Origin of the sequence: Mesorhizobium neociceri (assembly GCF_013520985.1) — a bacterium.
Lineage (GTDB): Bacteria > Pseudomonadota > Alphaproteobacteria > Rhizobiales > Rhizobiaceae > Mesorhizobium > Mesorhizobium neociceri.
Window position 1 is genome coordinate 168,576 of record NZ_JACDTY010000002.1, and the last position, 24,052, is coordinate 192,627.

Annotated in this window: 24 protein-coding genes and 1 pseudogene; 16 read left to right on the forward strand and 9 right to left on the reverse strand. The window is 62.8% G+C overall.

Features of this window, described 5'->3' with window-relative positions; translation table 11 throughout:
- Window positions 1-21: 21 nt before the first annotated feature.
- The 7 genes from H0241_RS04880 to H0241_RS04910 all read right to left on the reverse strand — a co-directional run bounded on the left by H0241_RS04880 (window position 22) and on the right by H0241_RS04910 (window position 7,100).
- Window positions 22-1,533: a CpaF family protein gene (locus tag H0241_RS04880; RefSeq protein ID WP_181056282.1), complete on the reverse strand. Its 1,512-nt coding sequence runs from the start codon at window positions 1,531-1,533 to the stop codon at window positions 22-24.
- A 29-nt stretch (window positions 1,534-1,562) separates the two neighbouring features.
- Entirely contained in the window at window positions 1,563-2,846 is a 1,284-nt protein-coding gene (locus tag H0241_RS04885; protein WP_407941714.1) for an AAA family ATPase, read from the reverse strand.
- A gap of 54 nt (window positions 2,847-2,900) precedes the next feature.
- A complete protein-coding gene (locus H0241_RS04890; protein ID WP_181056284.1) occupies window positions 2,901-3,635 on the reverse strand; it encodes a CpaD family pilus assembly protein in 735 nt (244 codons plus the stop codon).
- Between the two features lie 13 nt (window positions 3,636-3,648).
- A complete protein-coding gene (locus H0241_RS04895) occupies window positions 3,649-5,193 on the reverse strand; it encodes a type II and III secretion system protein family protein (RefSeq protein ID WP_181056285.1) in 1,545 nt (514 codons plus the stop codon).
- Window positions 5,190-6,005: a Flp pilus assembly protein CpaB gene (cpaB, locus tag H0241_RS04900; protein ID WP_181056286.1), complete on the reverse strand. Its 816-nt coding sequence runs from the start codon at window positions 6,003-6,005 to the stop codon at window positions 5,190-5,192. Before cpaB ends, H0241_RS04895 begins: the two co-directional genes overlap by 4 nt.
- Before the next feature lie 205 nt (window positions 6,006-6,210).
- Window positions 6,211-6,729 (reverse strand): A24 family peptidase, encoded by a 519-nt coding sequence (locus tag H0241_RS04905; RefSeq protein ID WP_181056287.1) that lies wholly within the window; start codon window positions 6,727-6,729, stop codon window positions 6,211-6,213.
- 191 nt (window positions 6,730-6,920) lie between these two features.
- A complete protein-coding gene (locus H0241_RS04910; RefSeq protein ID WP_142868381.1) occupies window positions 6,921-7,100 on the reverse strand; it encodes a Flp family type IVb pilin in 180 nt (59 codons plus the stop codon).
- 352 nt (window positions 7,101-7,452) lie between these two features.
- Here H0241_RS04910 and H0241_RS04915 point away from each other — a divergent pair, with 352 nt between their 5' ends.
- The 3 genes from H0241_RS04915 (at window position 7,453) to H0241_RS04925 (ending at window position 9,278) form a co-directional block, all read left to right on the forward strand.
- Entirely contained in the window at window positions 7,453-7,875 is a 423-nt protein-coding gene (locus H0241_RS04915) for a pilus assembly protein N-terminal domain-containing protein (protein ID WP_181056288.1), read from the forward strand.
- A 155-nt stretch (window positions 7,876-8,030) separates the two neighbouring features.
- The gene (locus tag H0241_RS04920; RefSeq protein WP_181056289.1) at window positions 8,031-8,621 is read left to right on the forward strand and encodes a TadE/TadG family type IV pilus assembly protein; all 591 of its coding nucleotides are present in this window, start codon (window positions 8,031-8,033) and stop codon (window positions 8,619-8,621) included.
- 36 nt (window positions 8,622-8,657) lie between these two features.
- Window positions 8,658-9,278: a TadE/TadG family type IV pilus assembly protein gene (locus H0241_RS04925; protein WP_181056290.1), complete on the forward strand. Its 621-nt coding sequence runs from the start codon at window positions 8,658-8,660 to the stop codon at window positions 9,276-9,278.
- Here the strand turns inward: H0241_RS04925 and H0241_RS36585 are convergent.
- Window positions 9,230-10,225 (reverse strand): annotated as a pseudogene (locus tag H0241_RS36585) (phosphate/phosphite/phosphonate ABC transporter substrate-binding protein). The gene H0241_RS04925 and the pseudogene H0241_RS36585 overlap by 49 nt on opposite strands.
- Window positions 10,226-10,434: 209 nt before the next feature.
- Between H0241_RS36585 and H0241_RS04935 the strand changes: the two are divergent.
- The 12 genes from H0241_RS04935 to H0241_RS04990 all read left to right on the forward strand — a co-directional run bounded on the left by H0241_RS04935 (window position 10,435) and on the right by H0241_RS04990 (window position 22,316).
- Entirely contained in the window at window positions 10,435-11,676 is a 1,242-nt protein-coding gene (locus tag H0241_RS04935; RefSeq protein ID WP_181056291.1) for a phosphopentomutase, read from the forward strand.
- Window positions 11,669-12,559 carry a bifunctional DNA-formamidopyrimidine glycosylase/DNA-(apurinic or apyrimidinic site) lyase gene (gene mutM / locus H0241_RS04940; RefSeq protein WP_181056292.1) on the forward strand — a complete coding sequence of 297 codons (891 nt, stop codon included), beginning with the start codon at window positions 11,669-11,671 and terminating at the stop codon, window positions 12,557-12,559. The genes H0241_RS04935 and mutM overlap by 8 nt, the downstream gene beginning before the upstream one ends.
- 42 nt (window positions 12,560-12,601) lie before the next feature.
- The gene (locus H0241_RS04945; protein WP_181056293.1) at window positions 12,602-13,375 is read left to right on the forward strand and encodes an enoyl-CoA hydratase; all 774 of its coding nucleotides are present in this window, start codon (window positions 12,602-12,604) and stop codon (window positions 13,373-13,375) included.
- 217 nt (window positions 13,376-13,592) lie between these two features.
- Window positions 13,593-13,859: a 30S ribosomal protein S20 gene (gene rpsT / locus H0241_RS04950; protein ID WP_181056294.1), complete on the forward strand. Its 267-nt coding sequence runs from the start codon at window positions 13,593-13,595 to the stop codon at window positions 13,857-13,859.
- An 849-nt stretch (window positions 13,860-14,708) separates the two neighbouring features.
- Window positions 14,709-16,250 carry a chromosomal replication initiator protein DnaA gene (gene dnaA, locus H0241_RS04955; protein ID WP_181056295.1) on the forward strand — a complete coding sequence of 514 codons (1,542 nt, stop codon included), beginning with the start codon at window positions 14,709-14,711 and terminating at the stop codon, window positions 16,248-16,250.
- 200 nt (window positions 16,251-16,450) lie between these two features.
- On the forward strand, window positions 16,451-17,569 hold the full coding sequence (gene dnaN / locus H0241_RS04960) for a DNA polymerase III subunit beta (protein ID WP_023669575.1): 1,119 nt from the start codon (window positions 16,451-16,453) through the stop codon (window positions 17,567-17,569).
- A 59-nt stretch (window positions 17,570-17,628) separates the two neighbouring features.
- Window positions 17,629-18,774, forward strand: a complete 1,146-nt coding sequence (gene recF, locus H0241_RS04965; protein WP_181056296.1) for a DNA replication/repair protein RecF — start codon at window positions 17,629-17,631, stop codon at window positions 18,772-18,774.
- Between the two features lie 31 nt (window positions 18,775-18,805).
- Complete coding sequence (locus H0241_RS04970) at window positions 18,806-19,561, forward strand: molybdopterin-synthase adenylyltransferase MoeB (RefSeq protein WP_181056297.1); 756 nt, start codon at window positions 18,806-18,808, stop codon at window positions 19,559-19,561.
- A 4-nt stretch (window positions 19,562-19,565) separates the two neighbouring features.
- A complete protein-coding gene (locus H0241_RS04975) occupies window positions 19,566-20,054 on the forward strand; it encodes a GNAT family N-acetyltransferase (protein ID WP_181056298.1) in 489 nt (162 codons plus the stop codon).
- The gene (locus H0241_RS04980) at window positions 20,051-21,304 is read left to right on the forward strand and encodes an aconitase X (RefSeq protein WP_181056299.1); all 1,254 of its coding nucleotides are present in this window, start codon (window positions 20,051-20,053) and stop codon (window positions 21,302-21,304) included. Before H0241_RS04975 ends, H0241_RS04980 begins: the two co-directional genes overlap by 4 nt.
- Window positions 21,301-21,741 (forward strand): aconitase X swivel domain-containing protein, encoded by a 441-nt coding sequence (locus tag H0241_RS04985; RefSeq protein ID WP_181056300.1) that lies wholly within the window; start codon window positions 21,301-21,303, stop codon window positions 21,739-21,741. Before H0241_RS04980 ends, H0241_RS04985 begins: the two co-directional genes overlap by 4 nt.
- Window positions 21,738-22,316 (forward strand): GNAT family N-acetyltransferase, encoded by a 579-nt coding sequence (locus tag H0241_RS04990; RefSeq protein ID WP_181056301.1) that lies wholly within the window; start codon window positions 21,738-21,740, stop codon window positions 22,314-22,316. The genes H0241_RS04985 and H0241_RS04990 overlap by 4 nt, the downstream gene beginning before the upstream one ends.
- A gap of 10 nt (window positions 22,317-22,326) precedes the next feature.
- On the opposite strand, the gene H0241_RS04995 is transcribed toward H0241_RS04990, so the two are convergent.
- Window positions 22,327-23,328 carry a 2-hydroxyacid dehydrogenase gene (locus tag H0241_RS04995; protein WP_181056302.1) on the reverse strand — a complete coding sequence of 334 codons (1,002 nt, stop codon included), beginning with the start codon at window positions 23,326-23,328 and terminating at the stop codon, window positions 22,327-22,329.
- 157 nt (window positions 23,329-23,485) lie between these two features.
- Between H0241_RS04995 and H0241_RS05000 the strand changes: the two genes are divergently transcribed.
- Window positions 23,486-24,043: an SH3 domain-containing protein gene (locus H0241_RS05000; protein WP_181056303.1), complete on the forward strand. Its 558-nt coding sequence runs from the start codon at window positions 23,486-23,488 to the stop codon at window positions 24,041-24,043.
- Window positions 24,044-24,052: the final 9 nt, after the last annotated feature.

Consider the following 24,052-nt stretch of genomic DNA (forward strand, 5'->3'; position numbering starts at 1 on the left):
GTCCCCACGCCTCCAGATGCGTCAGTCAGCGCGTTTCTCCATCGATTCCAGCGCATTGGCGAGGCGCTGTTCCTCGCCATAGTAGCGGGCGCGATCCCAGAAATGCGGACGGCCGATGCCGGTCGACACATGCTCGCCAAGCAGCCTTCCGTTCGAGTCCTCGCCCTTGATGTTGTAGAGCACGATATCCTGCGTGATGATGACGTCGCCTTCCATGCCGATCACCTCGGTGATGTGGGTGATGCGGCGCGACCCGTCGCGAAGTCTTGCTGCCTGGATGATGACATCGATGGAGCCGACGACGATTTCGCGTACGGTCTTCTGCGGCAATGAATAGCCGCCCATGGCGATCATCGATTCGATACGGTTCAGGCATTCGCGCGGGCTGTTGGAGTGGATCGTTCCCATCGAACCGTCATGGCCGGTGTTCATCGCCTGCAGCAGGTCGAAAACCTCCGGTCCGCGCACTTCGCCGACGATGATGCGTTCGGGCCGCATGCGCAGGCAGTTCTTGACCAGGTCGCGCATGGTCACCTCGCCTTCGCCCTCGAGATTGGGCGGGCGGGTTTCGAGGCGCACCACATGCGGCTGCTGCAGTTGCAGCTCGGCCGAGTCCTCGCAGGTGATGACGCGTTCCTCGCGGTCGATATAGTTGGTCAGGCAGTTGAGCAGCGTCGTCTTGCCGGAGCCGGTACCGCCGGAGATGACGATGTTGCAGCGGACGCGGCCGATGATCTTGAGGATCTCGGCGCCCTGCGGCGAGATAGCGCCGAACTTGACCAGCTGATCGAGCGTCAGCTTGTCCTTCTTGAACTTGCGGATGGTGAGCGCGGTGCCGTCGATGGACAGCGGCGGGGCGATGACGTTGACGCGGGAGCCGTCGGGCAGGCGGGCGTCGCAGATCGGGCTCGATTCGTCGACGCGGCGGCCAACCTGGCTGACGATGCGCTGGCAGATATTGAGCAGCTGCTGATTGTCGCGGAAGCGGATGCCGGTCTGTTCGACCTTGCCGTTGACTTCGATGTAGACGTTCTTGGAGCCGTTGACCATGATGTCGGCGATATCGTCGCGGGCGAGCAACGGCTCCAGCGGGCCGTAGCCAAGCACATCGTTGCAGATGTCTTCGAGCAGCTCTTCCTGCTCGGCAATCGACATTGCGAAATTTTTGATGGCGATGATGTCGTTGACGATATCGCGGATTTCTTCGCGCGCGCTCTCGGGATCGAGCTTGGCGAGCTGCGACAGGTCGATGGTGTCGATAAGCGCGGAGAAGACCTGGCTCTTGGTGTCGTAGTAGGTCTCGCTGCGTTCGCGCTGAACCTTTCTTGCCGGCTCCGGCGCCATCGGCGGCGCCTCAACAGCACGGCGAGCGGGCGGCATTGCCGGCGCAGCAGACGGCGGCGCTGCGGCGGGCCGAGCAAGAACGGCCGTGTCCGCAGGCTTTGCAGCCGCCGGCGCCGCGGGCGGCGGTGCTGGCTGACGGAATTCCGGAGTGGACCGGCCGCCGTCGTCGGAGCCTCTTTTACCAAACATGATCGACTACCAATTCCGCTTGAGAAGCGTCATTTCTTGTTACGCGAAAGCTTGCCGAGCAGGCCGCCAAGGCCTGCCTTCTTCTTGACCTTGATTTCGCTACGACCGGTCAGCACATGCGCGATTTCATTGATCATGCCGACGACCGCGCTCTTGGCATCCATTTCGCCCAGCATACGGCCGTTGTTGGCGGCGTTTCCAAACAGCAACGGATCGAAAGCGATAACCGACATCGGCGTGATGCCGAGCGGCTCGGCGAAGTCGGAAGCGGAGATCTCGGGTCGTTTCGGCACGCCGGCCTGGTTGATGATGAGTTTCGGCGGCGGATCGTTCGGGCGAAGCCGGCTCAGCATATCGACCAGGTTCTTGGTGTTGCGCAGATTGGCCAGTTCCGGTGTCGCCGTAATGACGATCTCGTCGGCCTTGATCAGCGTGTTCTTGGTCCAGCCGGTCCAGACATGGGGGACGTCGAGCACCAGCAGCGGCACGCTGCGCTGCGCGGTGTCGATGAGTTGCGTGAAGGCTTCGGGATCAAAGTCATAGACCCGTTCGAGAGTGGAGGGCGCGGCAAGCAACGACAGATGCTCGGCACACTGGGCAAGCAGCCGGTCGAGATAGACCTCGTCGACGCGTTCGGGCGAAAACACGGCCTCGGCGATGCCTTGCGCCGGGTCCTGATCGAAATTTATGTTGGCCGTCCCGAAAGCCAGGTCGAGATCGGCGACGACCACTTCCGACTTGAACAGCGATGACATCGCCCACGCCACATTGTGGGCAATGGTCGAGGAGCCGACGCCGCCCTTGGCGCCGATGAAGGCAATCGAGCGGCCGATCGGCTCGGCTTCCGGATCGACGAAGATCGACGACACCACGGAGACGACATCGGCCATCGACACCGGCGCGATGACATATTCGGAAATACCGAAGCGGATGAGTTCGCGGTAAAGCCCGACATCGTTGTAGTGGCCGATCACCACGACCTTCGACGAGGGATCGCAATATTCGGAAAGCTGGGCAAGCTGCTCCAGCAACTGCTTCGGCTCGCTGCGCGATTCCAGCAGGATCAGGTTCGGTGTCGGCGCCGACTGGTAGAATTCGATCGCCGTGGCGATGCCGCCCATATGCACTTTCAGATGCGCCTTCGCCATGCGGCGATCCTCACCGGCCCGCTCCACCGGATGCGCGACACCTTCGGTCTCGCAAAATGCCTGTATCGAAATACGCGGGACCGGCCGCAGCGCCTGCATCGCGGCAATATCCGATTGCGAGCTGTCGCCGCCGTCTACGGGCGCGTCGTAGGCAAGATTGCTCATCGTCATGCTCTTTCTGTGACTTCTCTTTCCAGTCTCTACGCGGGGCTGGCGCTCCTAGTACGTCACTTCCGAATTGCCGAGGAACTCGTCCGAAATACCTCTGCCGCGATAGACGTCGATCACCGCGCCGCGGTTTTCGGCGTCGATATCCGTCGACTTTCTTGGCCCGAGCAGATCGGCCGGATTGGCGAGCTGCGCGGCGAGGTTGTTCTGAGACGAGCAGCCGTAGTCGGCGTAGTGCTTGTTTTCCGAGGACTCGAACAGGTCCTCGGGCCAGCGTCCGCATTTGTCGGTCTGGGCTCTCACCGAAATATAGGAGACGCGGATAGGCGCCGAGGCTTCCGGGGAAACCGACTGATAGGAGGTAACGACGATCCGGTTTCGCTTGATGCCGCTGGCAATCGCCAGCCTGGCGAAATCGCGCGCCGCGGCAGTCGCTGCCACCTCGTTGGCCGAGCCGATCGGGGTTGCGATCGTCAGCGCCGGGGCGGCGCTCTTGTCGTAGCCGTCGAGGAAGCCCAGAAGCGTGTCGCGCTGCGAGCCGGTCATGCCGCGATCACCGGCGCCGACCGGAAGGTCGATCTTCTGGTTCTTCTCGGCAATCACGATCGGATGCGTGGTGCGATAGTCATCAGGGATTGCCCCAACCGTGATGCTGTCGCGCTTGGCGCAACCGGCGAGCGAGGCCGCGATCGCGATCGCGAGGATCGGTATTGCCGATCGGCGGATCCGGGCACCGGACCGCACTGTTGCGGCGACCGCCATTGCCTTCGATGCTGACTGAGACATGTCCGCTCCCCGCTTACTTGTAGATGAAGCCGACAACGCCGTGGTAGCGGCCGTTGGGCTTGTCGGTCTGCATGGTGCCGTAGACGCGGTTGACGCGGCCAAGGAACATGGCCGGGCCATCGCCGGCGGCGTTGAAATTGTCGTCCGGCTTGGCCAGGTCGTTGCGCGCCACCGGCCGCGCCAGATAGGGGGTGATGATGATCACCAGCTCGCTTTCATTGCGGACGAAATCGCGACTACGGAACAGCGTGCCGAGCACCGGGATCTTGGCCAGGCCGGGCAGGCCCGAGACCGCCTGGCGGACGTCGTCGCGAACCAGGCCGGCGATCATCATCGAGCCGCCTGACGGCAATTCGACGGTGGTGTCGGCAAGCCTCTTGCGGATCGACAGGAGCGTCGTGCCGGGCAAGTTGGCGGCGCCTTCCAGGGTGGTCGCACCTTCCATGGTCGGCTCTGACACGGAGGTCCTGACCTTGAGGCTGATCCGGCCCGCCGACAGCACAACGGGCTGGAACTCGAGGCCGATGCCGTATTCGAGCTTTTCATTGGTGTAGGTTACCTGGCCGGTCTGGTTGTCGGTCGAAACGTTGTTCGTACGTGCGGTGATAAGATTGAATTCGCCGCCGGCCCTGAATGTTGCCTTCTCGCCCGAAACCGCCGTGAGGGTCGGTTCGGCAAGCGTCTTCATGACGCCGCTTTGCTCCATGGCGTTGATGTAGGCTTGAAGGCCATTGCCTTTCCCGTCACCCAGCAGATTCAGCGCCGAATTCTGCGAAAGCGGTTTGCCCAGCCCGTAGTTGGGCGAACTCAGCGCACCGTAGGAAATGCCGTCGATGCTGCCGTTGCCGACCATATTGACGCCGAGCTGCTTCATCACCGAGCGGCTGACTTCGGCCACGGTCACCTTCAGCGTCACCTGGTCGTCGCCGATGATCTGCAGCAGGTTGACGATCTTCGAGACCCGGCGCTCGGCATCCGGATTGTTGATGTCGACGCCGCCATTGGCATTGCCACCGGCCGCGGTCTGCGAATACTGGCCGGTCGTCGCTTCACCGCCGGACACGAAGATGGTTGCCAGATCGACGGCGCGTTTGGCATCAAGCGGCGTATCCACGGTGCCGGTCAGGACGACGTTGTCGTTCAGCAACTCGACCTTGATGTCGGCCGTCGGCAGAAAGCGCTTGAGATAGTCGTCCAACCCGGCGACGTCGCGTTCGACGGCCAGATCCAGACTGACGATCTGCTCGCCATTGGGACCGAAGACGAAGATGTTGGTTTCGCCCACTGCCTTGCCAAACAGATAGATGCGCCTTGCCGTGCGCGTCACCGCGTCGGCGACCGCGGGGTTGGCGACAAGGATGTCGTAGGCGTCGCTTGGCAGGTCGATGACCACCGATTTGTTGAGGCCGAGCTTGACGCGTTGCGTGGCCGTTGAAGCCGTGACACCGGCGCTCTTGCCGGCGGCCTTGGCCTCGAGGAGGCCACTTGCATGGGCGCCGAGGAAAAGCAGGCCGATTGCCGCAGCCATGGTGACCGGCAGTTTAGCGATTAACCTCATTTCCTTGCCCCTACTTCGGAAACTTCGCCCGATTTGATCAACCGCACCGTTCCGCGCCGCCCATTGCCGGAAACGAGGTAGTCGGCTTCATCGGTGCCTTGTTCCTTGTTGTCGGTGATCGAGCGCAGTGCCAGCGTCAGGCGATCGGCCATCTGCTGAGCGACCGTGATGATCTCGGCCTGCTGCGGCGTCAGCTCCAGCGTCGCCGTCTGTCCCACCCTGGTCTTCTTGCCTTCCTCGTCCTCCTGGATGGTCTGGTCGATCGCCAGGACGCGGATGTTCTTGAGGATGGTTTCTGTGGTGAATCCGCTGCCGGCGTTGCCGGTGTCGGATCTGCGGGTCATGATGACGTCGACAAAATCGTTGGGTAGGATAAAGCCGCCTGCCGACGTATCGGCCGAGATCGCGGTGGCGACGGCCCGCTTGCCGGTAGGCAGGATCGACGACATGAAGCTCTGCCCCTCGCCGATCAGCTTGGAGCGCCGCAGCGGCTCACCGGTGTACATCGCGACGCGGGCGACCGAGCCTTTCAGCTTGTCCAGCGCGTCGGGTTCGACGGCACGGGTGATGAAATTCGCGTTGATCCCTTCGGCCGGCCAGGACTCCCAGCTGATGTTGTTCTCAAGCGGACTGCCCATGGCGACGTCGCCGGAAAGCACGAGCACGTCCTGCAAGGCGATTGCAGGCGCCTGAGGCGCGTCGGCAACGACCTGCTGGGGCGGCGAGACCGCCACCATGTTCTTCGCAACGTAACCTGCACCACCCGCCGCAGCCACCGCCACGCCCAGAATGATCAGTCGGGATGCTGGCATCTGTCCGAACCCTCGCCTTTAGGCAATACACCTAGCCAGGCCGGACTTTGCAGCGGCAATCGTCAAAACAAGGTTAATGTAATGCTTACGATCGTGATTAATTTAAGGTTTACATAAATTAGACGCATCCAATGCTGCGACAAACAGAAAGGCGGCCAAGCCGCCTCTTTTCACCGATCCCGGAGCGGCAAAGAGGCTCGCTGTATCAGGCCGCCAGCCTTGCCAGTGCCCATACCATCAAAGGTGAATCTGGATAGGTCAGCAGCCCGCCAATGCCGAGTGCAATGCCGTAGGGAACGCCGGTCGTGTCGTCGGCAAAATGGCGCAGGAACGGATTGTGGCTGGTGTAAGTCGCCAGCGGCGATTTCCGATAGACAAGGATGGCGAGCGTCAGCAGGCCACCGATGAACGTCGAGATCACCAGATACTCGACGAGGTGAGGGTTGAACCCCATCCAGACGGCGGTGCCGGCGAGCAGCTTGGCGTCGCCGCCCCCCATGCCGCCAAGCGCAAACAGGCCGAACGTCACGGCCAGCACCAGGGCGCCGGCAGCGAAATGCCAGCCATAGGTTGCCCAGTCCATGCCCGTCAGCGGCGCAACCAGGGCAAACACCGCCAGCAGCAACACCGGTACGCGGTTGGCGATCGTCATCGACAGCATGTCGGAGATCGCGGCAAAGAGCATGCAGAAGGGAAAGACGACAAAGATCAGGGCTTCAAGCATCGGCGCGGCGCCTTGGTCAAATTGTATCGGACTTCAGCCTAGACAGGTTCGATTAACGATTGATGAGGCAGCGATCTCAAATTTACTGGTGTCGCCTGCGAATTGCGGATTCAGATCCTGCGCATCGCACAAATGAAACAAGGGCCGCAAAGAGCGGCCCTTGTTCCCAAACAATCGTTGATCCGTAAGTATTACGGAGCGACGCCGGTCGAGACGGCAGTGGCGATGTCATTGAACTTGACGCCCAGGGCGTTGCCGAGCGAACCAGCACCGACCATGATGGCAAGCGCGATGAGAGCGGCGATCAGACCGTATTCGATAGCGGTCGCGCCGGACTCGTCCTTCACGAAACGTGCGATGAGATTAGACATTCGAGAGCTCCTACTCCACGTGTTACAGCACTTCCGTCAACTTCTGTGGTGGTTGATCGGATGCTGCCAATCTAGGGAGAAGCTCTTTCAATCGGCTTAATAAACAGCCTTACCGATTCCTTTCGCGCTTCGAACAGCGTGCGTGGTTAACCGTAAACTAAACGCCTGACAGCGGCTCGCCGGCCCGTCAAAAGGCCGCGAAAGCTAGGGCTTCGCGGCTATCGGCAGGACGCTCTTTATATTAGCTAGCGGCAAAATGCCGGCGGATATCCCAGGCCCGGTCATCGGCTTAACCGTTGGTTCACCAATCTCGTTCATGTTCCGTTGAACAAGTTTGCCGTGGAGCGCCTCGATGACCGCCATGAAATCGTCATTCCTGCTTGCCGCGCTCCTCGCCGTCCCGGCTTTTGTGCTGCCGGCCAAGGCCGGAGCCGGCATCGAAGTCACGATGAACCAGGCCAAGATCGTCAAATTGACACGCCCGGCCGACACCATCGTCATCGGCAATCCGGCGATTGCCGATGCCTCCGTCCAGGATGCATCGACCATCGTGCTGACGGGCAAGGGGTTCGGCGTCACCAATCTGGTTGTGCTCGATCAGGATGGTAGCCCAATCGTCGACGAGCAGGTAACCGTGGTACGCCAGGACGCATCGTCGGTGCGTATCTACAGGCGCGCTTCGGTACAGACCATGTCCTGCACGCCCTATTGCGAGAGCTCGTTCAAAAGCGAGTCGGAGAAGACCTCCGAAGCCGAAATGAGCGCCGGCCAGTAAGCGCCTGGGGTGCTCGCTGTTTCCCCGAAATGTCGCTTCGGTTAGCGGCGGGTTAATGCCTTCCCGCCGAATTTAGCGGTCATCCAAACCGGGCCTCAATGGGTTCTCGCTAAATGTGGCTGCTGGCACCGCATCAGGATCGGCAGGGACGGAACATGGGCGAGGATTCAACACCCGAAATCGGCAAGGCAAGTGCAGGACCGGCGAAGCTCGGCCGCCGCTTCCTTGGCGATCGTCGCGGCAGCACGGCGATGGAATTCGCCATGCTGGCGATCCCGTTTGCGCTTCTCGTCTTCGCCATCCTCGAGAGCTGCATTTCATTTGCCGGACAGGAGGTGATGGCCAACATCACTGACGATGTCGCCCGCCAGGTGCGCACCGGCCAATTAAAGCCGACCGACCTGACCGGGACCAAGCTCAGGGACATCATTTGCACCCGGCTGGAGATCATGGTCGCCAAGACCTGCCCGGGCTTGCTGGTGGATCTGCGCGAATATCCGACCTTTGCCGATGCCGCTACGGCTGGCTTCAAGATCGTCGATGGCGAGATCGTGCTGACGCAAGGCACGAATTCGATGAGCTTCGCCGTGACGCCGGGCCTGGCGGAAACGAAGAACATGCTAAGGGTCTTCTACAAATGGCCGGTCATGACCGATTTCATGGCCAAGTCGATGGCCAATCTGAAAGACGGCAACACGCTGCATTTCGCATCGGTGACCTGGCAGAACGAACCGTTCGACGACTGAGAACTCAGCGTTATTTTGGCTTAAAGGGAAACAGGCATGTATCGTGCGGGGGCACATCGGGGATTTTCGGGTATCTGGGCAAGAGCGACGCGGTTCTGCTCGGATCGCCGCGGCATCGCGGCCATCGAGTTCGCCTTCATCGTGCCTGTGCTCCTGATCATGTATTTCGTAACCATGGAGGCCTCGCAGGCCATCGAGACCAGCAAGAAGGTCAGCCGCATCGGCTCCATGGTTGCGGATCTGATCACACAGCAGCAGACAGTCGTGGCCGCCGACATCGATGCGATCATGAAGATCGGCACCTCGACCCTGCAGCCCTACAACCGCTCAACGCCGACCATCATCGTCACGGCGATACAGGTCACGACCGAGACGCCGCCGAAGGTAAAGGTCGTGTGGTCGCGCAAGCTGGTCGCTGGCACCAATATCGTCGACGCCGCCAAGGACACCATCACGACAGTCCCCGCAACGCTCAAGATCGCTGACACTTTTCTCATCCGCGTCGAAAGCCAGCTCGCCTACAAGCCCATCGTCACCTGGTCTGCCGACAGCGAAAAGCGACTTGGGCTGACCTCGGCCTTCGACTCGATAACGATGGGCGAGACCTACTACCTCAGGCCGCGCCGGAGCACGACGATCCCCTGCGGCAACTGCTGAAGCGCCGGATCTATTGACCGCTGCTGTCCGACAGCAGGCGCACGATGGCTATTGCCATCGCATAGTCGCCAGCGGCGGCTGATATGAAGCCGCCGGAATGTTTCGATTCCACGAGATCGTAGACTTCCGGCGACTGCGATCTGAGATTGGTGAGGAAGACGGTCAGCCGGCGCTTGGCTTCGGGGTCGAGATCGCTGCGGACGGCATGGGGTCCGTATCGCAACACAGCGGAGGTCCAGATGGTCTGGAGCGCGGCTTTCGGAATTCCCGCCGCCTCCAGCCGCTCCGCCGTGCCGTCCGGATCAGCCGGCTGATCGCCAGCAATCGCCGTCCGGTTTTCCACCGCGGCCCGCTCCCAGCCGAACACGGCATCGGCCTGGCCATCGACAAGCATCGCTTCGGCAGCGGCAGCCGAGCCGGCATGAGTGAGGAATGGCGCATCCTGGCTGATCTTGATGCCATCGGCCGCCAGCCCGGCAAGCGGCAGGAGAGAACCGCCGACATTGTCGGAAGGCGCCATGGCGATGCGGTGCGTTTGCATGGCTGCGAGATCAGGAAGCTTGCCGTCGCGCGTCAAAAAGCACGGAGCGAATGCCGGTGGCGCCGTCGGCATCGACCGGCGCCACCAGAGCTTCGACGCAGCCGCAGCGCTCCGAGGCGGTGGCGTAGGCGGTCGCCGAATAGACCGCATACTGAATCCGGGCATTGGCTTGTGCCTCGATCAGCGCTGCATAGTCATGCGCGACGACGAATTCCACCTTCATGCCGAGCGCCTTGCCGTAGGCATCTGTCAGCAGAGCCAGGCCTGGAACCGTGTTGCCGGCTCCCGGCTCGGCAACGATGCCGATCCGAAACGTCCCGATCTGGTCGCGCCAGTCGGCGTGCGCGGTGTACGGCAAGGCCAGCAACGCCACGGTGGTCGCCAATGCCCTCCAACCCGGCCCCATGGCCGGCCCCGTGGCGAGATCCGCCCGTCTCATCGTTTCATGCCTCGTACCGCCGTTCCTCGAAGCACGTCGCATCTCGCAAGAATCCGTGCAGCGCGCCTGCCTGCCATCGCGACTATTGTGCCAGGCAGCTGCTGCCTGGTTTCCGATTTGCCAATGCCGCGACGGGACCTTATGTCTGGTCACCCAGACTGGCAATGACGGCACCGATGGCGCGCGCTTTCCTCTTCGTTCTCGATTCCTTCGGCATTGGCGGCGCGGCCGATGCCGAACGCTATGGCGACGCCGGCTCGAACACATTCGGACATATCGCCCAGGCCTGCGCGGAAGGCCGCGCCGATCGCGAAGGCCTGCGCAAGGGACCGCTTCTGGTGCCCAACATGGTTTCACTCGGTCTAGGCCGCGCCGCGCACACTGCGACCGGGTTTCGATTCGACAGTAGTGCCGGCGCTGTCTTAGCCTCCGCCTTCCACGGCGCGGCGCAGGAGATTTCAAGCGGCAAGGATACGCCGTCGGGTCACTGGGAAATCGCCGGCCTGCCGGTGCGCTTCGACTGGGGCTATTTCCCCGATACGGTGCCTGCCTTCCCTGCCGAACTGACCGAAGCGATGATCAGCGAGGGCAACGTGCCGGGCATTCTCGGCAACTGCCATGCGCCGGGCACGGAGATCATCGAGCGCTTCGGCGAGGAGCATATCCGTACCGGCAAGCCGATCTGCTACACCTCGGTCGATTCCGTCCTGCAGATAGCAGCGCACGAGGTCCATTTCGGCCTGGAGCGGCTCTACGAGTTCTGCAAGACGGTGCGCCGGCTGGTCGACCCGCTTAAAATCGGACGGGTGATCGCACGGCCCTTCCTTGGCGAAACATCAGCCACCTTCGAGCGCACCTACAACCGCCATGACTACGCCGTGCCGCCGCCCGAACCGACGCTGCTCGACCGGCTGACAGCGCGCGGCAGCCGGGTGATAGCGGTCGGCAAGATCGGCGACATCTTCGCTCATCGCGGTATCTCGGAAGTGCGCAAGGCGCCCGGCAACATGGCGATGTTCGACAAGGCGCTGGGCGCGATGGACGAGGCCGGCGACGGCGACCTGGTGTTCGCCAATTTCGTCGACTTCGACACCGAGTTCGGCCATCGCCGCGACGTCGCCGGCTATGCGGCGGCGCTCGAAGCCTTCGACCGGCGGCTGCCCGAGGCGCTGGCGAAACTGAGGCCGGGCGACCTGCTCATCCTCACCGCCGACCATGGCAACGATCCGACATGGCGCGGCACCGACCACACGCGCGAGCGCATTCCGGTGATCGGCACCGCACCGGGTCTCACGGGCGGCGACATCGGGCTGAGGGCCACCTTCGCCGACATCGGTGAAACCGTGGCCGAACACCTCGCGCTGGCGCAAGGCCGACACGGTACTTCCTTTCATGCGACGATAGGCGGCCATGCCTGAGCTGCCCGAGGTCGAAACGGTCCGGCGTGGCCTTCAGCCGGTTCTGGAAGGCGCGCGCATCGTGCGCGTCGAGGCACGCCGGCCCGATCTCAGATTTCCGTTTCCGACGAAATTTGCGCAGCGGCTGACCGGCAAGACCATCACCGCGCTTGGCCGCCGCGCCAAATATCTGACCATGCATCTGGACGGCGGCCCGGTGCTGATCTGCCATCTCGGCATGTCGGGCTCTTTCCGTATCGAAACCGTCGATGATAGCGAGACACCGGGCGCATTCCATCACGAGTGCTCGAAGGATGCCAAGCACGACCATGTCGTGTTCCATGTCGTGTCGCCAGCCGGCGTCCAGTCTCGCGTGGTCTTCAACGACCCGCGCCGCTTCGGCTTCATGTTGTTTGCCGAAGGGCTGGCCGACGCGCATCCGATGCTGGCGGGACTGGGCGTCGAGCCGACCGGCAATGCGCTGGACGGCTCCCTGCTCGCCTCGCTGCTGAAGGGCCGCAGATCGCCGTTGAAGGCGGCGCTGCTCGACCAGAAGCTGATTGCCGGACTCGGCAACATTTATGTGTCGGAGGCGCTGTGGCGCGCCGGCCTGTCGCCATTGCGCGAGGCAGGCACCATCGCCGGGACCGGCAAGAAGGCCAAGGAACAGAGCGAACGACTGGCCGAGGCAATCCGTTCGGTCATCGCCGATGCGATCGCCGCCGGCGGGTCGTCGCTGCGCGACTATGTGCACACAGACGGGTCGCTGGGCTATTTCCAGCATTCCTTCGCGGTCTACGATCGCGAGGGCGAGCCCTGCCCGACGCCCCGCTGCCGCGGCCACATCGAGCGCGTCGTGCAAAGCGGCCGCTCGACCTTCTATTGCCGGACCTGTCAGCGGTGAGCTAGACCGGTCTCTTCATTGCCGGAACGAGGAGGCCAGCCCATGGACTATGAAACCATCATCGTGGAGACCCGCGGCAAGGTCGGCCTGATCACGCTGAACCGGCCCAAGGCGCTCAACGCGCTGAATGCCCAGGTGCTGGCGGACATATTGGTGGCGGCAAAGGGGTTCGACGCCGATCCGGGCATCGGCGCCATTGTCATCACCGGTTCCGAGAAGGCCTTTGCGGCGGGCGCCGACATCAAGGAAATGCAGACCATCGCCTACGCCGACGCCTATGTGCAGGATCTTTTCGTCGGCTGGGAGGACTTCACACGCACGCGCAAGCCGATGATCGCGGCTGTCGCCGGCTATGCGCTGGGCGGCGGCTGCGAGCTGGCGATGATGTGCGATTTCATCATTGCCGCCGACACGGCCAAGTTCGGCCAGCCCGAAATCACGCTCGGCGTCATTCCCGGCATGGGCGGGTCGCAACGGCTGACCCGCTTTGTCGGCAAGTCGAAGGCGATGGACATGTGCCTGACCGGCCGGATGATGGATGCCGCCGAGGCCGAGCGGAGCGGCCTGGCGTCGCGCGTCGTGCCCGCCGCCGAGCTGGTCGAGGAGGCACTGAAGGCCGCGGCCCGGATCGCCGAATTTTCGCTGCCCTCGGTGATGATGGCCAAGGAGGCCATCAACCGCGCCTACGAGACGACTCTGGCCGAGGGACTGCGCTTCGAACGCCGGCTGTTCCACTCGCTGTTTGCGCTCGACGACCAGAAGGAAGGCATGGCGGCCTTTGCCGAGAAGCGGAAGCCGAATTTCACCAATCGCTAGCGTCAACGCGTTAGAGCATGATGCCCTCCGAAAAACCGCTTCACACTTTTCGGCATCATGCTCCGGCGGCAGAGGCCAAAAAGAAGCCAAAGCGGCGTTGACGTGCCGGGAAAGCTGAACTATAAGCCGCTCCAACCGAGGCGGCCGTTGGCTGCCCGTTTGTTTTTTGCGCCCTGCGGCATCCCGCATGCGCTCACCAGATCAGAAGAGAGGCACCATGGCCAATACCTCCTCGGCCAAAAAGGCAACGCGCAAGATCGCCCGCCGCGCAGCGATCAACAAGAACCGCCGCTCGCGCGCGCGTACCTATGTCCGCCAGGTCGAAGAGGCACTGGCTGCCGGCGACAAGGCAGCCGCGCTGGAAGCCTTCAAGACCGCAGAGCCGGAATTGATGCGCGCCGCGACCAAGGGCGTGATCCACAAGAATACGGCATCGCGCAAGGTGTCGCGTCTGGCTCACCGTCTCAAGGTGCTGTCGGCCTGATCGACTGTTCCTGAACTGTCGTTCTTTCAAACCCGGCCGATTGTGCCGGGTTTTTTCGTTTGCCGGCAAGTACTTAAAAGAACGCCCGCAAAGCGCGCCCGGTCCGCATTCCAGAGTTCGGAATGCTTTGCCGGCATATACACTCCCACTGATAGTCCAATCCGCCGAAACGGCCCACGCCAATAAATTTGGCTGTCACAAATTACTGATATTTTTCAAATACTTGCGGCCGGTGATCCACAGCTTGTTCACATAGCCTGTGGGCGACAGGCGGCAAGTTGGTGTCAAGCGAATTATTTCAGAAAATTTCAAACCGCACAGCCATTTTCATATTCGCGGCAAAAGGGTTTGAATCACAATGGCTTTGTCAAAATCTGCGGTTCCAGGACGGGACCCGAACCCTTCATCAGTAACCAGATTCCTTAAAAATCCGTTAGACGTGGCCTTGCCCTATCCACAGCGATTTCGGTAGTGTCTGTCCATCGAAAGGGACGGGCCATTAGCCCATATAACCCAGCCTGAATCGGCCAGCTCACAGTGGCAGAATTCATGACGTGGATCAATTCCGCGAACGGGTATGGTTTGTCTTTTCCGTGCGGTAGGGGACTGGCGTAATTGTACATGGCAGGTTGATGGCGCACCGGCGTTTTCGCCGGGTGGTGTTGCTTTGCCCGAACATGTCAGACGGACTGGCTTTAAGCAGCCGGGACCGATCCCTTGCTGACGAGGCAACGTCATCCGCCAGCGGCGGCGGTGGTGTTGTAGCGAAGATACGGTCGCTGGAAACATGGGTGCAGGAGGCGCACTCCCGGCGGAAAAAAGGTACAAAAGAGCAAGGGACGCACAATCATGCAGAGCGGCATCGAGCGGGAGCTTACGGGCGACCTGCCATTTCCTGGAACATTGGTCGGAACGAACGACATGGCGGCTTCCAGCGACGCGGAACAAAAGTTCGACCGGGTCAAGGCTCAGTTGAAGGCGCGTCTGGGAACCGAGGTCTATTCGAGCTGGTTCGGGCGGATGAAGGTGGCGGAGGCTTCCCGGGGCATTATACGCATCTCTGTACCCACGGCGTTCCTGCGCTCGTGGATCAATGGTCACTATCTCGATCTCATCGCCGATCTGTGGAAGCACGAGGATCCCGAGATCCTGAAGATCGAGATCGTCGTGCGCACCGCGACCCGCCCGGCCCGCAATGGCGTCGAGCCCGAAGCCGTGCCTGCGCGCAAGATGACCCAGACGCAGACCGCACTGGCGGCCGGCACGGCGGGTCCAGGCCGGGTGGAGCGGGCGCCTGCCCCTCGCCCGGGTACGCCGATCGAGGCCGAGTTCCGGCACAATGTGCTGGGGTCACCGCTCGACCCGCGCTACACGTTCGGCTCCTTCATCGAAGGACCGTCGAACCGGGTGGCCTTCGCTGCCGCCAAAGCCGTGGCGGAATCGCAGTCGAGCGCGGTGCGCTTCAATCCGTTGTTCCTCCATGCCACCGTCGGCCTCGGCAAGACGCACCTTTTGCAGGCGATCGCAGCCGAGTCGCTCAAGCAGAACCCGAAATCGCGCGTCGTCTACCTGACGGCCGAGTATTTCATGTGGCGCTTCGCCACCGCGATCCGCGACAACAATGCGCTGACGCTCAAGGAGCAACTGCGCGACATCGACCTGTTGATCATCGACGACATGCAGTTTCTGCAGGGCAAGTCGATCCAGCATGAATTCTGCCATCTTATCAATATGCTGCTCGACAGCGCCAAGCAGGTGGTGGTTGCCGCCGACCGGCCGCCGTCGGAACTGGAATCGCTGGAGCCGCGCGTGCGCTCGCGCCTCAATGGCGGCGTCGCGCTTGAAATGTCGGCGCCGGACTTCGCCATGCGCATCGGCATGCTCAAGCTGCGGCTTGCCACCGCCAAGGTCGACGATGCGTCACTCAATATTTCGGAGGAGATCCTCAACCATGTCGCCCGCACTGTGACCGGCAGCGGTCGTGAACTGGAAGGCGCGTTCAACCAGCTGCTGTTTCGTCAGTCGTTCGAGCCGGCGATCACCATCGACCGCATCGATGAAATCCTCGGCCATATCTATCGCTCGGGCGAGCCGAAGCGGGTGCGTATCGAGGACATCCAGCGCATCGTGGCGCGCCACTACAATGTTTCGAAGACAGAGCTTCTGTCCAACCGGCGCACGCGCACCATCGTCAAGCCACGGCAGGTCGCCATGTACCTGTCGAAGGTGATGACGCCACGTTCGCTGCCGGAGATCGGCAGGCGTTTCGGCGGTCGCGATCACACCACGGTGCTGCATGCCGTGCGCAAGATCGAGGACCTTTCCGGCGTCGACAATACGCTGGCGCAGGAGCTGGAACTGTTGCGCAGACTGATCAACGACCAGGCCTGATCGGCCCAGGAAACGCCGGTTGGCAGTCGTTGCCAGCTTTATCCCCAGAAAGCCCGCGTAACCGGCGCGAACCGGTGGCGCGGGCTTGCCTTTACTGGCTTTTTCCTGTCAGTTTGCATAGATTCTGAGCCTGTTCAGACCTTTCGCGGGGCGCCGCCCACTGGTGACCCGTTCATTCATTCAAGCGAGCCTGTTTCGTCATGCGTGTTATCCTGGAACGGTCAAATCTCCTGAAGTCGCTCAACCACGTTCATCGCGTGGTCGAACGGCGCAACACCATACCGATCCTGTCGAACGTGCTGCTCAGCGCCGAGGGCGCCAGCCTTGAAATGAAAGCCACCGACCTCGACCTCGAAGTGACCGAAGCGACACCCGCAAAGGTTGAGCGCGGCGGGGCGACGACGGTCCCGGCGCACCTGCTCTACGACATCGTGCGCAAACTGGCCGACGGCGCCGAAGTGATGCTGAAGACCGACGAGGACGGCAACGCCATGACGGTGACGTCGGGTCGCTCGAGCTTTCGTCTGCAGTGTCTGCCGCAGTCCGATTTCCCCGAGCTTTCGGCCGGATCCTTCTCGCATATCTTCCGGCTCGATTCCGTCGCCTTGAGAGGGCTGATCGAGAAGACCCAGTTCGCCATCTCCACCGAAGAGACGCGCTATTATCTGAACGGCATCTACCTGCACACGCATGAGACCGGCGGCAAGCTGAAGCTGCGCTCGGTGGCGACCGACGGCCATCGCCTGGCGCGCGCCGAAATCGACGCCCCGGCGGGTTCCGAAGGCATGCCGGGCATCATCATTCCGCGCAAGACGGTCAGCGAGTTGCAGAAGCTGGTCGACGACCCGGATGTCGCTGTCACCACCGAATTGTCCGACACCAAGATCCGCTTCACCATCGGCAGCGTGGTTTTGACCTCGAAGCTGATCGACGGCACCTTCCCGGACTATCAGCGCGTCATCCCGACCGGCAACGACAAGAAACTGATCATCGACCGCCAGAGTTTCGCTGCCGCCGTCGACCGCGTCTCGACCATCTCCTCCGAGCGTGGCCGCGCGGTGAAGCTTTCGATCACCGAAGGCCAGGTGACGCTTGCCGTCAACAATCCGGATTCGGGCAGCGCCACCGAGGAACTGGCGGCCGACTATTCGTCCGACCCGATCGAGATCGGCTTCAACGCCAAATACCTGCTCGACGTCGCCGCGCAGCTGACCGGCACGGAAGCGAAGTTCATGCTGGCCGATGCCGGTTCACCGACGCTGATCCACGACATGGCTGACGAGACCGCGCTCTACGTGCTGATGCCGATGCGGGTGTAGCCGCGCTGCGGCAAACCTTCGGCGTGACGATTGCGGCGACTTCTACAGGCGGATAGCGGTTGCCCGAGCAAAGCCATATAAGTAAGCTAACACTTACGAATTTCCGCAACTATGCGTCCCTGACGATCGACCTTTCTCCGGGCGCCGTGGTGTTTTCCGGCGACAATGGTGCGGGCAAGACCAATCTCCTGGAAGCCATCTCCCTGCTGACGCCGGGCCGCGGCCTGCGTCGCGCGCCTTATGCCGACGTGGCCCGAGAAGGCGGCGATGGCGGCTTTGCGCTGCACGCCCGGCTCGACGGGCCCGATGGCCAGGTCGAGATCGGCACCGGCATCACCGGTGGCGAAGCCGCCGGCGAAGGCGGCCGCAAGGTGCGGATCAATGGTGCACCGGCGCGGTCGGCCGACGCCATGCTCGAGTGGCTGCGCGTCGTCTGGCTGACGCCGGCCATGGACGGCCTGTTTCCAGGACCTGCCGCCGACCGCCGGCGTTTTCTCGACCGGCTGGTGCTGGCGATCGATCCTGGCCATGGCCAACGTGCGCTCGACTATGAGAAGGCGATGCGCGGACGTAACCGATTGCTTACGGACGGCTCGCGCGACGGTGGCTGGTTCGAGGCCATCGAGATGCAGATGGCAGAAACCGGCGTGGCAATCGCCGCGGCGCGTGCCGAACTGGTGCGCCTGCTCGCGGCCATGATCGACAGGCTGCCCAGCAGCGGGCCGTTTCCGCAGGCCGACATCCGTCTTTCCGGCGACCTGGAAGAACAAGTCGCCAATGCGCCAGCGGTGGATGTCGAGGAACGCTACCGCGCCGCGCTTGCCGAAGGCCGCGAGCGTGACCGCGCTGCCGGACGCACGCTGGACGGCCCGCACCGTTCGGATCTTCTCGTGCGCCACCGCCCCAAGGCGATGCCGGCCGAACTCTGCTCGACCGGCGAACAGAAGGCGCTGCTGGTCGGCATCGTGCTGTCGCATGCCAGGCTGACCGGCGAGATGTCGGGGATGACGCCGATCCTGCTGCTCGACGAGATCGCCGCGCATCTCGACGCCGGCCGGCGCGCCGCGCTGTTTTCGATCCTGGAAGAGCTGAACTGCCAGGCCTTCATGACCGGAACCGATGCGGCGCTGTTTTCCAGCCTCAGGGGACGCGCGCAGTTCCTCACCGTCGACCACGGCACGGTTGGGCCAACCGAAGGGACCTGACAAGGTTTTTTAGCCGCTATATGATCCGGCAATGACCCCTGCCGCCTTCACCGACGAAGAGCTTGAGCGTTATGCGCGCCACATCGTGCTGCCGGAGATCGGCGGCGCCGGCCAGCAGAGGCTGAAGCGGGCGCGGGTGCTGGTCATCGGCGCCGGCGGGCTCGGCGCGCCGGTGCTGGAATATCTCGCCGCCGCCGGCGTCGGCACGCTCGGCATCGTCGATGACGACACCGTCTCGCTTTCCAATCTGCAACGGCAAGTAATCCACGCCACAGACACGATCGGCACGGCGAAGACAGAGAGCGCCAAGGCGGCGATCGCCCGGATCAATCCCAATGTGACGGTGGAACTGCACGATTTCAGGCTGACGGCCGACAATGCCGCTGCACTCATCGCGCGCTACGACATCGTCGTCGACGGCTCCGACAATTTCGAGACGCGCTATGTCGTGGCCGATGCCTGCGCCGCGGAAAAGCGGCCGCTGGTGCATGCCGCCGTCGGCCGCTTCGACGGCTCGGTAACCGTGTTGATGCCGTTCGCGACCGGCGCCGACGGCAAGCCGAACCCTGGCTATCGCGACCTCTTTCCGGAAGCGCCGCCGGAAGGGCTGGTGCCATCCTGCGCTGTCGCCGGAGTCGTCGGCGCGCTGACCGGCGTCGTCGGCACGCTGCAAGCGATGGAAGCGATCAAGCTGATCACCGGCATCGGCGAACCGCTGGTCGGCCGGCTGCTGCTCTACGATGCGCTGTCGGCGCGTTTCGATACGATCCGTTACAAGAGAAGCTGAGCGCATGGATCAGCCCGCAGGCGTTTTCATAACGCAACTTGCCCCCGGCTTTGAACGTTGGGACGAGTTGCTCACCCTAATCATGCGCGCCTTCGCACCGATGGACGGCGTCATCGACCCGCCCTCCTCAGCGCATCTGCTGAACGTCGAAAACCTCCGGGACAAGGCCGGCCGGGAGATAGCGTTCCTGGCGCTGCAGGACGGTCGGATTGAAGGCTGCGTCTTCGCGTTGGAGCGAACAGATGATTTCTATGTCGGCAAGCTCGCCGTCGAACCTGAGCTTCAGGGACGAGGCATCGGCCGACAGTTGATGCAGGCTGTCGAGGATTTTGCCCGCCGCTGCAGCAAACCCGCCATCGAACTGCAGACGCGGATCGAACTCACGGCAAATCACGCGACCTTTGCCCGTCTCGGCTTTCGCGAAACCGAACGCACCGCACATGAGGGCTATGACCGGCCGACCTCGATCACCATGCGCAAGGTGCTGGCGTGAGCCTCGCTCTCAGTGCGCAGGAGAAGGCAGTCGCCTCCGGCCATGACGGGGCGGCAATGGCGATGCGCATTGTTGCCGAAAGCGCCAGGCTGCTGGGTGCGCCGCGGCTAATACCGATCGCCTCGGCGCATATAGACGGGGCGCTTTATCACGGCGATTCCGGCACGCTGTTTGCCGAAAGGCTGGTCGATGGCGGCGCCGAGGTTGCCGTGCGTTCGACGCTCAATGTCGGCGCGCTCGACCTGATGGGCTGCTCGCGCGTGCGCCTCGAAGAGCCGGCGCGCGGCATGGCGCGGCGGATGATGGAAGCCTACCGCAAACTGGGCTGCGAGCAGAGCTGGACCTGCGCGCCCTATCAGGCCGGCCACAGGCCAGCCCAGGGCAGCGATGTCGCCTGGGGCGAATCCAACGCCGTGGTGTTCTGCAATTCGGTGCTCGGCGCGCGCACCAACCGCTATGGCGACTTCCTCGACATCGCCTGCGCCATATCGGGCCGCGCGCCGGATTACGGCCTGCACCGCGCCGAGAACCGGCGGGCGCGGCTGGTGTTCGACGTCTCCTGCCTTTCCGCATCTTTCCTTGGCTCGGAGATCGCCTGGCCGGTGCTGGGCAGCCTTTATGGCCGAGAGGTTGGCAACGCGGTCGGCGTCGTCACCGGAATATCCAGCCATCCCGGCGAGGATGCGCTGAAAGCTTTTGGCGCTGCTGCGGCATCATCGGGCGCGGTCGGCCTGTTCCACATTGCCGGCGTGACGCCTGAGGCGCCCGACGCCGAGACCGTCCTGGCCGGCGGCAGGCCGGAGACGGTGATCCGAGTCACGCCGGAGATGGTCGCCAAAGCCCGCGCGGGCCTGTCCACCGCAGCTACGCAAAACGCCATCGATGCGGTGGCGATCGGCAGTCCGCACCTGTCTTCGGCCGAATTCGAAGCGCTGGAGCAGTTGATCAGCGGGCGGCGACTCCGTGTACCGATCTACGCCTGCACCGGCCGCCATGTGCTCACGACGCTCGAACAGAGCGGCCGCCGCAAGACGCTCGAGGCAAGCGGCGTCGTCATCGTCGCCGACACTTGCGTGGTGGTGACGCCGATCCTGCCGGAGCTCGGCAACGGCGTGCTGATGACCAATTCGGGAAAATTCGCGCAATACGCGCCAGGCAATACCGGCTACGCCGTGCTTTACGGCTCGCTGGCCGACTGCGTCGAAAGCGCCGTCATCGGTAAGCCACGCTTTACGGATATCGCCGCATGAGCGCCGCCGCGGAAATCCTGGTGCCGGGCAGCGGCGGCAAAGGCGCAGCCCTGGTGCTGACCGCGCCGATCAGCTTCTGGGGCGGCGTCGATCCGAAGAACGGCCGCATCGCCGATGTCCGCCACCCGCAGCATGGCGAGAGCATTGCCGGCCGTGTACTGTTCCTGCCGGGCACGATCGGCTCGTCCTCCGCGTCGGCCGTGCTGCTGGAGCTTGTCCACAATGGCCATGCGCCGGCGGCCCTCGTGCTGCACGAGCCGGACGCGATCCTGCTGCTGGGGCTGATCGTGGCCCGGGAAATGGGCTGGCAGACGCCACTGGCTTTGCGGCTCGGATGCGACCAGTTTGAACGTTTCCGAGGCAAAAGGCTGAATGTTGGATTAGAAGGGTCGATCGACATCGACACTCAAAACACCACTTCGAGCCCAACTCTGTGAGCGGCCGGATCCGCCCCGCTGGCGCCAACGACGCACTCCACGTCGCAGCGATCGTTGACATTGCCGGGCACGGCATCGACCTCGAAAGCTGGATCAAGAACAGCGGCGACAATCACGCGGTTCTGGATGCCGCACGACGCGCAGCCTCCGAAGACCCGAATTCACCCTATCATTTCTCCAAGGCTTACCTCATCGAGGTGGAGGGCGTGATCGCCGGTGGATTGGTCGGGGAACTGATTTCACAAAACGAGGACTACGCTGCCGAGATTTCGCCTGCTCTGGCGCCACTCGTGACACTGGAAACGCGATTGATCGGATACTGGTCTATTCTCGGCGTCGCGGTCTATGGGGAGTTTCGCGGCAAGGGGCTTGCGGCAAAGCTGATCCATCATGCTGATGAGGTGGCCCGGAATGTTGGGGCGAAGGGGCTGTGTCTTGTCGTCGAAGACACCAACCTTCCGGCAATTTCCGTCTACGAGAAACTGGGCTTCGCCATTACCGACCGTCTCCCATGGATCGCATATGGTGCCAGGAGCGGGCCGAGGGAATGGATGATGATGAAGCGCGACTTCTAACCCGGGTGGGTCAGGTCCTGAGCGGCAGCACGCGGTCCGGCGGACGGTGGCCATCGAAGAAGGCGCGGATGTTGATGATCACCTTCTCGCCCATGTCGATGCGGCCTTCGAGTGTCGCCGAGCCCATATGCGGCAACAGCACCACCTTGTTCTTGGCGGCGAGCTTCAAAAGCTTCGAGTTCAGCGCCGGCTCATGCTCGTAGACATCGAGGCCGGCGCCGGCGATCTTGCCGTCCTGGATCAGCTTGACCAGGGACTCTTCGTCGATGATGTCGCCGCGCGCGGTGTTTACGATGTAAGCGGTGGGTTGCATCAGCGCCAGCCGCCGCGCCGACAGAAGATGGAAGGTGGCCGGCGTCGACGGGCAATTGACCGAGATGATGTCCATGCGGGCAAGCATCTGGTCGAGGCTTTCCCAATAGGTTGCCTCCAGTCCTTCCTCGACTGCCGGCAGCACGCGATGGCGGTTGTGATAGTGGATCGACAGGCCGAAGGCCTTGGCGCGTCTCGCAACCGCAGTGCCGATGCGGCCCATGCCGACAATGCCGAGCCGCTTGCCCCAGATACGCCGGCCGAGCATCCAGGTCGGCGACCAGCCAGCCCATTTCTTGTCGCTGGTCAGCACATTTGCGCCTTCTGCCAGGCGGCGCGGCACCGCCAGCATCAGCGCCATGGTCATGTCGGCGGTGTCTTCAGTCAGTACGTTCGGCGTGTTGGTGACGGTGATGCCTTTCTTGGCTGCCGCCTCCACGTCGATCTTGTCGACACCATTGCCGAAATTGGCGATCAGCTTGAGATTGTCGCCGGCCTGGGCGATCAACGCGGCGTCGATCTGGTCGGTGATGGTCGGCACCAGCACGTCGGCTTCCTTGATCGCCGCGACCAGCTCCGGCTGCGTCATCGGCCTGTCCTCGACATTCAGTCTGGCGTCGAACAGTTCGCGCATGCGGGTCTCGACCGGATCGGGGAGCTTGCGCGTGATGACGACGAGAGGCCGTTTTTTGCCTGCCATTGTTTCCTCGAACCCGATCTCGTTGAGACCTCTTTAACCAAGACAGGCGAAACTGAATACCGGTCGCGGTGCCTGCCACTCCTGTAACAAGCGGTGCCGCCGAAGACAAAGAAAAAGGGGCGCCCAGGCCAACAGGCACGCGCCGAAAGGAATGAAAGTGTCTGGTTTCGCGTCGCTTCGCCTGATCCTCAGCGCAGCGCTTCTCGGCGCTCTCCTGCATTCTCCGCACGCCGCGGCGCAAGGTGCCGCCGCACCTGTGCAGACGGTGACGCTTGGGCCCAGCGGCCTGCCGCTGCCGCGCTTCGTCAGCCTGAAATCGGCCCGCGTCAACTCGCGCGTCGGACCCGGCGCCAACTATTCCGTCGACTGGATGTACACAAAGGCCGGCCTGCCGATGGAAATCATCCAGGAATTCGACACCTGGCGGCGCGTGCGCGATGCCGATGGCTCGGAGGGCTGGATCAACCAGTCGCTGCTGTCGGGTCGCCGCACCGCGATCGTCGCGCCCTGGCAGCGCACCAAAGGGGGCCGAATCAATCTGCTCGACGATGCGGACAGGGATGCGAGCGTCATCGCCATCATCGAGCCCGGCGTGACGGGCACGATCAAAACCTGCGATGGCCAGTGGTGCGAGATGACCTTCGACGGCCACACCGGCTGGATCGCCCAGTCGCAGGTCTGGGGCGCCTATCCCGGCGAGCACGTCAAGAACTGAGATTGGTGG

Coding starts and splice junctions, on each gene's coding strand:
- dnaN (WP_023669575.1), top strand. CDS start 16,451: ATGCGTGTTATCCTGGAACGGTCAAATCTCCTGAAGTCGCTCAACCAC.
- H0241_RS04890 (WP_181056284.1), bottom strand. CDS start 3,635: ATGTCTCAGTCAGCATCGAAGGCAATGGCGGTCGCCGCAACAGTGCGG.
- H0241_RS04925 (WP_181056290.1), top strand. CDS start 8,658: ATGTATCGTGCGGGGGCACATCGGGGATTTTCGGGTATCTGGGCAAGA.
- H0241_RS04995 (WP_181056302.1), bottom strand. CDS start 23,328: ATGGCAGGCAAAAAACGGCCTCTCGTCGTCATCACGCGCAAGCTCCCC.
- H0241_RS04895 (WP_181056285.1), bottom strand. CDS start 5,193: ATGAGGTTAATCGCTAAACTGCCGGTCACCATGGCTGCGGCAATCGGC.
- H0241_RS04915 (WP_181056288.1), top strand. CDS start 7,453: ATGACCGCCATGAAATCGTCATTCCTGCTTGCCGCGCTCCTCGCCGTC.
- H0241_RS04920 (WP_181056289.1), top strand. CDS start 8,031: ATGGGCGAGGATTCAACACCCGAAATCGGCAAGGCAAGTGCAGGACCG.
- cpaB (WP_181056286.1), bottom strand. CDS start 6,005: ATGCCAGCATCCCGACTGATCATTCTGGGCGTGGCGGTGGCTGCGGCG.
- mutM (WP_181056292.1), top strand. CDS start 11,669: ATGCCTGAGCTGCCCGAGGTCGAAACGGTCCGGCGTGGCCTTCAGCCG.
- H0241_RS04985 (WP_181056300.1), top strand. CDS start 21,301: ATGAGCGCCGCCGCGGAAATCCTGGTGCCGGGCAGCGGCGGCAAAGGC.
- rpsT (WP_181056294.1), top strand. CDS start 13,593: ATGGCCAATACCTCCTCGGCCAAAAAGGCAACGCGCAAGATCGCCCGC.
- H0241_RS04880 (WP_181056282.1), bottom strand. CDS start 1,533: ATGTTTGGTAAAAGAGGCTCCGACGACGGCGGCCGGTCCACTCCGGAA.
- H0241_RS04975 (WP_181056298.1), top strand. CDS start 19,566: ATGGATCAGCCCGCAGGCGTTTTCATAACGCAACTTGCCCCCGGCTTT.
- H0241_RS04885 (WP_407941714.1), bottom strand. CDS start 2,846: ATGAGCAATCTTGCCTACGACGCGCCCGTAGACGGCGGCGACAGCTCG.
- H0241_RS04945 (WP_181056293.1), top strand. CDS start 12,602: ATGGACTATGAAACCATCATCGTGGAGACCCGCGGCAAGGTCGGCCTG.
- dnaA (WP_181056295.1), top strand. CDS start 14,709: ATGCAGAGCGGCATCGAGCGGGAGCTTACGGGCGACCTGCCATTTCCT.
- H0241_RS04970 (WP_181056297.1), top strand. CDS start 18,806: ATGACCCCTGCCGCCTTCACCGACGAAGAGCTTGAGCGTTATGCGCGC.
- H0241_RS04905 (WP_181056287.1), bottom strand. CDS start 6,729: ATGCTTGAAGCCCTGATCTTTGTCGTCTTTCCCTTCTGCATGCTCTTT.
- H0241_RS04935 (WP_181056291.1), top strand. CDS start 10,435: ATGGCGCGCGCTTTCCTCTTCGTTCTCGATTCCTTCGGCATTGGCGGC.
- H0241_RS04910 (WP_142868381.1), bottom strand. CDS start 7,100: ATGTCTAATCTCATCGCACGTTTCGTGAAGGACGAGTCCGGCGCGACC.